Annotated in this window: 9 protein-coding genes; 4 read left to right on the forward strand and 5 right to left on the reverse strand. The window is 63.5% G+C overall.

Annotation, left to right across the window (positions count from 1 at the left end):
- Positions 1-507: 507 nt before the first annotated feature.
- Both AAFG13_RS07510 and AAFG13_RS07515 read right to left on the reverse strand, forming a co-directional pair.
- Positions 508-1,560: a phenylacetaldoxime dehydratase family protein gene (locus AAFG13_RS07510; RefSeq protein WP_342711618.1), complete on the reverse strand. Its 1,053-nt coding sequence runs from the start codon at positions 1,558-1,560 to the stop codon at positions 508-510.
- A gap of 35 nt (positions 1,561-1,595) precedes the next feature.
- A complete protein-coding gene (locus AAFG13_RS07515; RefSeq protein WP_342711619.1) occupies positions 1,596-2,606 on the reverse strand; it encodes a carbon-nitrogen hydrolase family protein in 1,011 nt (336 codons plus the stop codon).
- A 208-nt stretch (positions 2,607-2,814) separates the two neighbouring features.
- On the opposite strand from AAFG13_RS07515, the gene AAFG13_RS07520 reads away from it, so the two are divergent.
- The 3 genes from AAFG13_RS07520 (at position 2,815) to AAFG13_RS07530 (ending at position 5,829) form a co-directional block, all read left to right on the forward strand.
- A complete protein-coding gene (locus tag AAFG13_RS07520) occupies positions 2,815-3,771 on the forward strand; it encodes a helix-turn-helix domain-containing protein (protein WP_212318600.1) in 957 nt (318 codons plus the stop codon).
- Between the two features lie 152 nt (positions 3,772-3,923).
- Entirely contained in the window at positions 3,924-4,277 is a 354-nt protein-coding gene (locus AAFG13_RS07525; RefSeq protein WP_212318597.1) for a PilZ domain-containing protein, read from the forward strand.
- A gap of 130 nt (positions 4,278-4,407) precedes the next feature.
- A complete protein-coding gene (locus AAFG13_RS07530; RefSeq protein WP_342711620.1) occupies positions 4,408-5,829 on the forward strand; it encodes an MFS transporter in 1,422 nt (473 codons plus the stop codon).
- A gap of 93 nt (positions 5,830-5,922) precedes the next feature.
- Here the strand turns inward: AAFG13_RS07530 and clpA are convergent, their stop codons facing one another.
- Positions 5,923-8,328, reverse strand: coding sequence for an ATP-dependent Clp protease ATP-binding subunit ClpA (gene clpA / locus AAFG13_RS07535; protein ID WP_212318590.1), 2,406 nt, complete (start codon positions 8,326-8,328; stop codon positions 5,923-5,925).
- A 260-nt stretch (positions 8,329-8,588) separates the two neighbouring features.
- Positions 8,589-8,921, reverse strand: coding sequence for an ATP-dependent Clp protease adapter ClpS (gene clpS, locus AAFG13_RS07540; protein ID WP_106318898.1), 333 nt, complete (start codon positions 8,919-8,921; stop codon positions 8,589-8,591).
- A 499-nt stretch (positions 8,922-9,420) separates the two neighbouring features.
- Between clpS and AAFG13_RS07545 the strand changes: the two genes are divergently transcribed.
- Positions 9,421-11,397: a pilus assembly protein gene (locus AAFG13_RS07545; RefSeq protein WP_342711621.1), complete on the forward strand. Its 1,977-nt coding sequence runs from the start codon at positions 9,421-9,423 to the stop codon at positions 11,395-11,397.
- 73 nt (positions 11,398-11,470) lie between these two features.
- On the opposite strand, the gene AAFG13_RS07550 is transcribed toward AAFG13_RS07545, so the two are convergent.
- Positions 11,471-11,806, reverse strand: a complete 336-nt coding sequence (locus AAFG13_RS07550; protein WP_092114837.1) for a phasin family protein — start codon at positions 11,804-11,806, stop codon at positions 11,471-11,473.
- Between the last annotated feature and the right edge of the window lie 329 nt (positions 11,807-12,135).

The raw sequence follows: 12,135 nt of genomic DNA on the forward strand, positions 1-12,135 counted from the left end.
GCGGTCTCTGGAATACTGGATCACCCGCATGCGCATGCGCGGATGATGACACTGAACGAGCTATTTGACAGGTTGAACGAGGGCCATCCTCATCGTCGTCCTGGCGAAAGCCAGGACCCATTACCCCAAATGAGAATTGTTGCGCGATGCTGGGGGCGCGATCCCGTCCATCATCAAATACGGTGGTTATGGGTCCTGGCTTTCGCCAGGACGACGATGGTGTGCGAGGCCCCCGCACCGTCATCGCCCGGCTGGAACCGGGCGATCCAGTACGCCGCAGCCTCTCGGCTCAAGCACAGACAATACTGGATCACCCGCCTACGCCTACGCGGGTGATGACACTGAGCAAGCTGAGGGCGCCGGCACGATTTCGGAATAATAGAAAGCTACCGCTGAGTTGCCCGACGAGTCAAGTTGCCGCGTCCGCCGGCCGCCGCCGGCTACTTTGCATGGGGTTGTTTTCGATATTTTTGGCAGTGCGCCCCTGCTCGGACCAGGCGCCCCGCGTCAGGAGGATAGCGCGGCCTCCACCTGCACCGCGCCCAGCATGCCAGTCCGTTCGTGACAGCCGAGGTACTCGAAGAACTGCTCGTCGGCCGCGGCAACCGTGACCTCGTGATACAGCCTGAGCTTCGCGGCCGGTCCCAAGGTCGACAGATACTTCATCGCCGCGCCGAAGATCCGGACATGGGTCGGATGCGATTCCGCCCAGCGCTCCAGCGCCGCGAGGCTCTTCCACCAGCTCTGGCCGTAGGACTTTTCCGTCAGTCGTCCATCCACGTCGACGACGCGCATGTAGCGGTTGGCGTAGCAGCCGATCGGCACGCCATCGTCGCGCAGGAAATCCATGCCCTCGCGCAGCACCGGCTCGACATCGTCGAGATACATCTTGCGCTCCGACGCCTCGGTGTCGCTCCAGTCCTGGCCGGAGCGGATCAGGCAGAGATTGTCATGCGCGACCACGCGGATTCGCGCGCCGTCGCGGATCACGCGCGGCTCGCCGCCGGGCGTCATCGCGTCGGTCTGCGACAGCGGGATGCGGTCGCGCATGCCGCCCCAATAGGCGTGCTCCTGCACCTCCCCGCTCATGCCGTCGGCAAGGACCGCGACGCCCTCGGGGCGGCCGAGCGACGAGAACAACGTCTCGTAACGCTCGACATGCGGCCGTAGCACTTCGATGAAGCGGCCGACGCCATTTGCTGCGCCACTGCCGGTCCAGGCCTCGCGCGCGCCGGCGAACCAGGCATCGAAACGCCCGGCGTCGTCCCAATAGGCGACCGAGACGACGTTGGTGAAGCCGGCTTGGTCGACATATTGCGCGCGATCCCAATGCGTCGGGCCGTTGTCGCCAGCAAAGCGTTTTGCGATCGATGCCAGCGCCTCGGCCACTGCTGCGTTCGGCTCGTCGCGATATTGTACGCCGAAATAGGCCATGATGACGCTTGCGACCGCGGGCTTGTGGCGCGCGACGAACGACGGATAAGGCGGCGCGTAATCGTCGGGCACACGACGATGGCGGGAGCGCGCTGTTTGCAGATGAGAGGGAATGGCGGATTCCATGGCAGTCGCCTCCGGTTGGATGTTGCCCTGATGCTTCAGCTCGCGGCCGCGTCGACCTCCTCAAGACTGTCGAGCGGCAGCGCGAAATGCTCGACGCGCTTCGATGGCTTCTTGTTCAACAGCAGACGCGTGACGTCGGGCCGCGAGTAATGCCCGGCCGGATCGGCGGCGTTCTTGGCAATCCCGATCGCGCCGAGATCGATATCGGCGAGCAGCAGGCCCTCCTGGTCGGGCGGCAGCTTCTCGGCGATCGAACTGCCGTCCGGCCCGTAGATCGCGGCGTGCCCGCCGCCGACATGCAGCAGCGCGTGCTTGTCGTCGCGGTCGCACATCTCATCGATCATCGCTTGCGAGACGGTGGCACAGGGCGCCAGCACGAAGCACGAGCCCTCGACCGCATAGACCCGCGAGGCCGCGTTGTTGACCTCCCAGCCGAGCGCCGGCGCGAACGGATCGTACAGCGAGAAGCTCGGCCAGGCCGCGACATGCACCTGCTCGTTCTGGGCGTACATCGCGTATTTCGACAGCGGCTGCAGATGCTCCCAGCAGCACAGCGCGCCGAGGCGGCCGATGCCGGGGCGGTCATGCACCGCAAGGTCGCTGCCGTCGCCCTCGCCATAGACGGTGCGCTCGGCATGGGTCGGCCGCAGCTTGCGCCGCTTGGCAATGGTCTCGCCGTCGGGCCCGATCAGCCATTGCGCCAGATAGAGGCTGCCGCCGTCGCGCTCGGACAGGCCGAGCACCGCGGTCAAGCCGGCCTTCTTCACCGCCAGCCGCAGCTTCTCGGCCTGCGGACTGTCATAGCTCAGCGAGTTATCGAAATAGCGCTGCACAAAACCGCGCCCGATCGCCCAGGCCGGCGAGTCCAGCCAGATGTACCAAGGATAGCCGGGAATGAAGGCCTCGGGGAACGCGATCAGTTTTGCACCCTTCGCGGCGGCCTCCTCGATCAAGGCAATGCTCTTGGCGATGGAGGCGTCGAGGTCGAGCCAGGCAGGGGCCGCCTGCACCACCGCAACGCGATATTTCGGATGTTCGATGCCCATGATGTCCTCCTCGTGGCCGGCCGTTCCGGCCGGTTCGTACTTGATCGGCCGCAGCCGCTTCTGACATCATGCTGCCCCGGGACCGGGAGCGCCGTTCGACCAGGACGGAAGGAAAATTCGACTGCGGAGGAGATTTCCCCGGCCGTCCCCGGTACGAAGCTTGCTTTGTCTGCGTGGCCAGCGTTTGCACTCGTGAAGGGAGGAAATCATGCCGGCCCTGTTCACCACGGAAGTCGCGCCCACGCATCGGCGCCTGGCACTGTGGCGCGACATCGTCTGCGACGTGTTCGTGCAGCTCGACTGCAAGTCCGATCTCGGCACCGCCTTCCACGGCGCCATCACCAGCGCGCAACTCGGCGCGGTGAAATGCTCCGTCGTCTCGTCGGGCCGGCAGCGCGTGCTGCGCACGCCGTCGCGGATCGCACGCACCAGCGAGGATTTTGTTCTGTTCGCGCTCGGCCAAAGTGGCGCGGGCGCCGTGCTGCAGGACGGCCGCGAGACCGTGATCCAGCCGGGCGAGTTTGCGTTCTATGACACCACCCGCCCGTATGAGCTGCGCTTCAACGACGACTTCACGCAGACCATCTTCCAGGTGCCGCGCGCGATGCTGCACCGGCGCTTTGCAGGCACCCAGGGCCTGACGGCGACCACGTTCACATCGGATCGCCCGCTGCAGCGGCTCGCCTGGCAGTTCATCAGCGGGCTCTCCGAGATCGCCGACAAGCTCGATCCTGACAATGCGATCCGCCTCGCCGATCAGGCGGCCGACCTGCTCGCGATGGCGATCAGCGAGCGGCTCGGCGGCGTGGCGCTACAGGCCTCGACGCACCGCTCCGCGCTGCTCTATCGGCTGAAGGCGCATGTGCTCGCGCATCTGCCGAACCCCGAGCTCAGTCTCAGCGAAACCGCCGCGGCGCTCGGCATCTCGCCGCGCTACGTCAACAGCTTGCTGGCCGACGAAGACACCTCGTTCCAGCGCTTCGTGCTGGCGCAGCGGCTGGAGCGCTGCAAGCGTGACCTGGCCTCGCCGGCGCACGCGCATCGCCATATCGGCGAAATCGCGTTCGCCTGGGGCTTTAACGATCTCTCGCATTTCGGCCGCGTATTCCGCGACCATTACGGCCTGTCGCCGCGTGATTGGCGGCACAGCCGGGTGCCGAACTGACTTTCTCGGGTCGTTTGCGGCGCAAAATAGCCGGGAATCCTGACCTTCACAGATGCAAACAATTTACACTAACTACAACGGGTTCCGTTCGTACCCTTCTTTTCGCGCGTCCGGACCGGTACAGTCCTGCCATTGATTTAGGAGGATTTCCGATGCAGGACCGGCGCCAGAGCCCACGTGACAAGGTGTTTTACGGTGCGGTTGCGGAGATCAATGAGCGTGGCTCGACGATGGATTGCGTCGTCCGCAACATCAGCGAAGGCGGTGCCTGCGTCGAGTTTGGCGACGCCGCACACTTGCCCGAAGAGATGAATCTCAGCATCGCGCGCAAGGGCCGCTCGTTCCTGGCGCGCATGATCTGGCGCCAAGCCAACAAGGTCGGCCTCGCGTTCCGGATCATGACCTCGGACACCCCGGTCAGCGATCTCGACGAGCGGGTCCGCCGCAGCGAGATCAAGAAACGGCAGTTGCAGCGGCGGATCAAGGAACTGCTCGGCCAGGGCTGAGCGCTCTCCCGCGGCTCCCCGGCCGCGTTTCGATTGCGGCCGGCATCTGTCATTTCGGGGGTTGCAAAGGCCAGGTTAATCCAGCATCCGGTAGGCCCGCCAATGCTGGAACCGAGAGCCATTTCACGACATGTCGTCCGCGATCATCGAGCATCCCGACGGGCTGCCGCAACCGCAGCGCAATTGGGCCATTCTCACGATCGCGCTCGGCCTCGTGATGGCCGTCGTCGACAGCTCGATCGCCAACGTTGCACTGCCGACCATCGCGAGGGATCTTAACGCCAGCCCCGCATTCTCGATCTGGATCGTCAACGGCTATCAGCTGGCAATCACGATCTCGCTGCTGCCGCTGGCCTCGCTCGGCGAGATCATCGGCTATCGCCGCGTCTATCTGGCGGGGCTATTGCTGTTCACGCTGGCGTCGCTGTTCTGCGCGCTGGCGCACACGCTGCCGCTGCTGACGATCGCCCGCATCCTGCAGGGGTTCGGCGCCGCCGGAATCCTCAGCGTCAACACGGCGCTGGTCCGCTTCATCTATCCGCATTCGCAACTCGGCCGCGGCATCGGCGTCAACGCGCTGGTCGTCGCGATCTCGGCCGCGGTCGGCCCGACCATCGCCTCGTTCATCCTGGCGGTCGGGACCTGGCCGTATCTGTTCGCCATCAACGTCCCGCTCGGCATCGTCACGCTGGCGGTGGGCTGGCGCTTCCTGCCGCACACCAGGCCCGCGGTTCACGCCTTCGACTGGCAGAGCGCCGCGATGAGCGCGATCGCGTTCGGGTTCGGCATCAGCGCGATCGACAGCGCCGGCCATGGCGAGGCGCTGTATCTCTGCGCGTTGGAGTTCGCGATTGCCGCGGTCGCTTCCCATCTACTGTACCGGCGGCAACAGCATTTGCCCTCGCCGCTGCTGCCCGTCGACCTCTTGCGGATTCCGATCTTCGCGCTGTCGATCGGCACCTCGATCGCCTCGTTCTGCGGCCAGATGCTGGCCTTCGTCGCGATGCCGTTCTATCTCGAGAACCACTTCGGATATTCGGCGGTGCAGATCGGCCTGCTGATCACGCCGTGGCCGATCACGGTCGCGTTCGCCGCGCCGATCGCCGGCTGGCTGGTCGAGCGCTACCCGGCCGGCCTGCTCGGCGGCATTGGCCTGCTGCTGTTCGCACTGGGATTGGGCACGCTGGCGTTCATGCCGGCCAATGCGACACCGATCGACGTGATCTGGCGCATGGCGCTCGCCGGCGCCGGCTTCGGCCTGTTCCAGACCCCGAACAACCGCACCATGATCGCCGCCGCGCCGCGCGAGCGCTCGGGCGGCGCCAGCGGCATGCTCGGGACCGCGCGCCTGCTAGGACAGACCATCGGTGCCGCCTTGGTGGCGATGCTGCTGGCGCGCTATCCGGCCGACGGCACCAGGATCTCGCTGATGGTCGGCGTCGGCTTTGCCGTCGTGGGCGCTGTGCTGAGCACGCTGCGGCTGTCCTCAGTCGGCAGCCGCGGCGCCGATCAGGTACGGGTCCATGAGGGCCAGCGGCTCAAGGGCGAATGACGTTTCGCGCACGCGATGCGCGACTCCATCGGCGCAAACAAAAAGACCGGCTTGTTCAGCCGGCCTTTTCATTCTGATTATTCGCTTCGCGCCTCAGGCCTTGACCATCGGACCCTTTGAGGCCGGCCCCTTGGTGCCGCCTCCGCCGCCACCCGGACCGCCCTTCGGCGGCTTGCGCTTGCGCGGCGGCAGGTTCTCGGGCTTCGGGGTGACCGGGCCCTCGACATATTCGAACCCGATCTTGTCCTTGGCGGTCGCCTCGTCCTTGACCAGGATGACGCGGACGTGTCCGCCGCCCTTGAGCTGGCCGAACAGCACCTCATCCGCGAGCGGCTTCTTGATGTGCTCCTGGATGATCCGCGCCATCGGACGCGCGCCCATCTGCTCGTCATAGCCGTGCTCGATCAGCCAGGCCTTGGCGGGCTCGGACAGCTCGATCGTGACGTCGCGGTCGGCGAGTTGCGCCTCGAGCTGCAGCACGAACTTCTCGACCACCATGCCGATGACGTCGGCATTGAGGTGCGCGAAGGAGACGATCGCATCCAGCCGGTTGCGGAACTCGGGCGCGAACTGGCGGTTGATCGCCTCGTGGTCGTCGCCTTCCCGCTTCGAGCGGGTGAAGCCGAAGGCCTGCCGCGCGAGGTCGGCCGCGCCCGCGTTCGTGGTCATGATCAGGATCACGTTGCGGAAGTTGACCTGCTTGCCGTTGTGGTCGGTGAGCCGGCCATGATCCATGATCTGCAGCAGCACATTGTACAGATCCGGGTGCGCCTTCTCGATTTCGTCGAGCAGCACCACGCAATGCGGATGCTGGTCCACGCCATCGGTGAGCAGGCCGCCCTGGTCGAAACCGACATAGCCAGGAGGCGCGCCGATCAGGCGCGACACGGTGTGCCGCTCCATGTATTCGGACATGTCAAAGCGGATCAGCTCGACGCCGAGCGAGGCCGCCAGCTGCTTTGCAACCTCGGTCTTGCCGACGCCGGTGGGTCCCGAGAACAGATACGAGCCGATCGGCTTCTCCGGCTCGCGCAAGCCGGCCCGCGACAGCTTGATCGACGCAGCCAGCGCCTCGATCGCCTTGTCCTGGCCGAACACCGTGCGCTTCAGGGTCTGCTCGAGATGCTTCAGCACCTCGGCATCGTCCTTCGACACGCTCTTGGGCGGGATCCGCGCCATGGTCGCGATCGTGGTCTCGATCTCCTTGATGCCGATCGTCTTCTTGCGCTTGCTCTCGGCGACCAGCATCTGCGCGGCACCGGACTCGTCGATCACGTCGATCGCCTTGTCGGGCAGCTTGCGGTCGTGGATGTAGCGCGACGACAGCTGCACCGCCGCCTCGATCGCCTCATTGGTGTATTTCAGCCGATGGTAATCCTCGAAATAGGGCTTGAGGCCCTTGAGGATCGCGATCGCGTCTTCCACCGTCGGCTCGTTGACGTCGATCTTCTGGAAGCGCCGCACCAGCGCGCGGTCCTTCTCGAAGTGCTGACGATATTCCTTGTAGGTGGTCGAGCCCATGCAGCGGATCGTGCCCGAAGCCAGCGCGGGCTTGAGCAGATTGGACGCATCCATCGCGCCGCCGGAAGTGGCGCCGGCGCCGATCACGGTGTGGATCTCGTCGATGAACAGGATGGCGTTCGGATGCGCCTCGAGCTCCTTCAGGACCTGCTTCAGCCGCTCCTCGAAATCGCCGCGGTAGCGGGTGCCTGCGAGCAGCGTGCCCATGTCGAGCGAGAACACGGTCGCGGCCGCCAGCACCTCCGGCACATCGCTGTCGACGATGCGCTTGGCGAGGCCTTCGGCGATCGCGGTCTTGCCGACGCCGGCTTCGCCGACGAACAGCGGGTTGTTCTTCTGGCGGCGGCACAAGACCTGGATCGCACGGTTGATCTCGGCATTGCGGCCGATCACCGGATCGATCTTGCCGTCGCGCGCCTTCTTGTTGAGGTTGACGCAATAGGTGTCGAGCGCCTCGCCCTTCTTCTTGGCGTCCTCGTTGCCCTTGGTCTCGGTTTCCTCGTCGACGCCGCGCACCGGCCGCGCCTCGGACACGCCCGGCCGCTTGGCGATGCCGTGGCTGATGTAATTGACGGCGTCGTAGCGCGTCATGTCCTGCTCCTGCAGGAAATACGCGGCATGGCTCTCGCGCTCGGCGAAGATCGCGATCAGGACGTTGGCGCCGGTCACTTCCTCGCGACCGGACGACTGGACGTGAATCACCGCGCGCTGGATCACGCGCTGGAACCCGGCGGTCGGCTTCGCGTCGTCGGCGCCGTCCGTCACCAGGTTTTCGAATTCGGTCTCGAGATAATTGACGAGGCTGGTCCTCAGCTTGTCGAGATCGACGCTGCAGGCCCGCATCACCGCCGCCGCATCCGAGTCATCGATCAGCGACAGCAGAAGGTGTTCGAGCGTCGCGTATTGATGGTGACGCTCGTTCGCGATCGCCAATGCACGATGCAAGGATTGTTCTAGGCTTTGGGAAAAAGTAGGCATTCGCGTCCTCTATGGCCCCCGGCCATCATGATCGCCATTACCGGGTCAGGCAATAACAACCTTCGTGATCGCCATTGATATAGTTACGACGGATCGTGGCGAAAGACCGGTCCCGCGATGATGGTTTTCTTCTAAAATTCGGGCGCCGGGACGTGATCCGGCCGCGACCCGTGATCATACGGGAACGCCGTTCGCCGCCGTCAAAATGCGCGATGCAAGACCCGTTCCGCTTCCCGCGGCAGGTCAATCGTTCCCGCGAACTATTTCTTTTCCATCACACATTGCAGTGGATGCTGATGCTTGCGCGCAAAGTCCATGACTTGCGTCACCTTGGTCTCGGCGATCTCATAGGTAAACACGCCGCACTCACCGATCCCGTGATGGTGAACGTGCAGCATGATCTTGGTCGCCGCCTCGGCGTCCTTGTTGAAGAATCGTTCCAGCACGTGAACCACGAACTCCATCGGCGTGTAGTCGTCGTTCAGGATCAGGACGCGATACAGGTTCGGGCGCTTGGTCTTCGGCTTGACCTTGGTGATGACCGAGGTCGACGGGCCGCTGCCCGCTCCATTGCGGTTGTCGTCATTGCTCATTTTCGGCTCCGGTGCGGCGGACACCGCGGGCTTGGCCGAAACCGGCTCGGAGATCGGGACTGTCAACGTGTATCGCAGCATGGCTCAGGCGTTCGAATTCCCCAGGGGAAACCGGTTGGCGATTGGAAGGTGGTCGCGATTGCCGCAAGACTGATCGCGGAACCCCCAGCAATGCTTTCCAGATTGCCGCTCCCGGTCCGATCCGGCGGCCGGATCGACCTCCCGAATATGGGCCTCACGACGCCCTGCCGCAAGCGCAGACCCGCCGCAGCCCACCGGTCCGATTCCCGGCGCGGCAACCCTCGGAAGGTTAATCATTTCTGCCTGATTTGACAAAGGAGTCGGGCATCCAATTTAGCCGGCATTGACGATAGCGCGCGCTTTCGCCCTGCTTTTGACCGTCTGGGGGGCCCGCCCGCCGGGTTTCAGTTTCCCGATTCACCATCTGTTTAGCCGCGCACGTCGAGATGGCCGCGCAATCCATTTTGACGAGAGCGCCATGCTTGGTTCAGCCATTTCCAATCGCGTCCGCGCGGCCGTCCGCCGGTTTTCCAGGGCAACCGACGGCAATGTCGCGGTGATCTTCACCTTCGCAATCCTGCCGATCCTCGCCTTCGTGGGCGCAGCGGTCGACTATACCCGCGCCAACAACGCCCGCACTGCGATGCAGTCGGCGCTCGATTCGACCGCGCTGATGCTGTCCAAGGATCTGACCATGGGCACCATCACGGCCGCCCAGATCCCGAGCAAGGCGCAGACCTATTTCAACAGTCTCTTCACCAACAAGGACGGCAAGGGCATTTCCGTCTCGGCCACCTATACGACTCCGACCTCGTCCGCAGCCGCGACCATTCTCCTGAGCGGGTCGGGCTACATCAACACCTATTTCATGAAGTTCGCCAATCTCCTGCCGTCCGGCGGCAATTTCCAGACGATGAATTTTGGCTCCTCGACGACCACCACCTGGGGCAACGTCAAGATGCGCGTCGCCCTCGCCCTCGATAACACGGGATCGATGGCGGACAACGGCAAGATTACCGCGCTGCGCAACGCGGTGGCAGGATCCGGCGGCCTGATCGATCAGCTCAGCGCGCTGAGCAAGAACAACGGCGACGTCTACATTTCCGTTATCCCGTTCGCCAAGGACGTCAATGTCGGCTCCAGCAACTACGGCCAGAGCTGGATCGACTGGACCGACTGGCTAAATCCGCCCACGACCCAGCCCGCCAACGGACAGAGTGTCGCGACGCTTCCCATCAACTGGCATGCCGTGGGACCTGGTTCGAAATGCCCGTTCACGAACACCACTGGCAATACCAATGGCGCCGCAAACGGTGGCTTCGTTTGTAAAACGGGTCCCACAGCAAGCAACAGTTCGACTACGTCAACGATTCCGTCGACGACGGTCACAGTGAACGGCGCATCCGTCCAAAATCCAATTTGCCCGACCGCCGATAACAACACCCAGGCAAAGTACAACGGCTGCTGGAGCAGCGAACCAACCGGCCTCCAGGAGAAATTCTGCAGCGGAAGCTCGAACTGCAGCTGCCCAAAGAACGCCTCTGGTTCCAGCGTCTCGGGTTGCACTTGCACCGGCACCGGCAGCGGCAAGTCCTGTACCGGATGGACCTATGTTCACAACTGGACACAGCCTGGGCCTAACGACCTGACGGACAATTCCAATCAACCCAGAGTTTCCGCCATCGTCGGTTTCAAGGATAACAGCAATACCCCGAACAAGGACCACGTCTGGACCCCCAACGCTGTGGGGGTCGCAAATGACTGGCGCCAGCCTTCCACCAACCCGATCAGCACCTGGACCGGCTGCGTCGCAGACCGCACCCAGCCGAACGATGCGACGGGCGTGCTGCCGGCATCATCCGACGTGACGACGCTGTTTCCGGCCAACGAGTATTTCGACACCTGGGGCAACAACGCCTTTTGCAGCAGCAGCGCATCTACACCGCTCGAGCCCGTCATTCCGCTAAGCTACAATTGGAGTGCGCTCAAGACCGCCGTCAATGCGATGCAGCCGACCGGCGGCACCGACCAGTCGATCGGATTGGCCGTGGCGTGGCAGTCCCTTTTGGTGGGCGGCCCGCTGAATACACCGGCGGAGGACTCCAACACCACCTACAACCGGGTCATCATCCTGCTGTCCGACGGTTTGAATACTCAGGACCGCTGGCCCGATTACGGCGACGGCAGTTCGCAGGCTTCAGGCAATCCGATCGACGCAAGGCAGACCCTGCAGTGCCAGAATCTGCAGAACGCAAGGGATGCCAACGGTGCGCCGATGTACACGATCTACACCATCCAGGTGAACACCAACTCGCCCGCCGATCCGACCTCGACCGTCCTGAAGAACTGTGCCAGCAGCCCCGACAAGTTCTACATGCTGACCAGCTCGACCCAGATCCTGACGACGTTCAACACGATCGGAACCGCTCTCAGCAAGCTGCGGCTGGCGAAATAACCGCCCGCTTCCGGCGCAACAAAAAAGCCCGGCCGAAACGGCCGGGCTTTTCGTTTGTCTTGATCAGTGGCGCTTACTGAGCGGGCGCGAACTTGGAGACCAGGCCCTCGTAGGGCTTGAAGGTCTGCTTGGCGCAATCGCTGTACAGGCCGGCGATCTTCTGCGATTCCGCGACGAAGGTCTCGTAGGACGAGCGCAGGTACTCGGTCTGCGCCTCGAGCGCCTTGTCCAGCGACTTCACGCCCGACAGCTTCTCGACGAACGACTTGGTGTCCTCAAACGACTTCTTGGCGTAGTCGCCATAGGCGGTGGCGATCGCCTGGACGCCGCTCTGCAGGTTGTTCGCAGACGCAGTGACGGACTCGATATGCTCTTTGCCGTAGTTCTGAATGTCTTCGATCTTGACCATGGATTGGAATTCCTTTTCCCAGACTTGAAGGCGCAAATTCCCATTGCCGGGAAGCTCCCGGCCCCCTGACAACGATCGGAATATCGCATCGCACAATAAAGTCAACAAATATTGTGCGACGCACAACGACATTTGCCCGAATCCTGAGCATTTGCGATAAACCCCGGGGGACTACGCAACGGTTGCTTAATCTTTTGGAAACTCGGTCCGCCTAACCTGATTCCTGGACTTTGTTCGCCTTCCGACGGACAGCCTTGAAAGCTGTTTGTGAACAACACCTTAGCTAGAAGAGCGACCTGAGCCGCCACGAGGGCCGATGGTTCTGCCCG

Origin of the sequence: Bradyrhizobium sp. B124 (assembly GCF_038967635.1) — a bacterium.
In the GTDB taxonomy this organism is placed as follows: domain Bacteria; phylum Pseudomonadota; class Alphaproteobacteria; order Rhizobiales; family Xanthobacteraceae; genus Bradyrhizobium.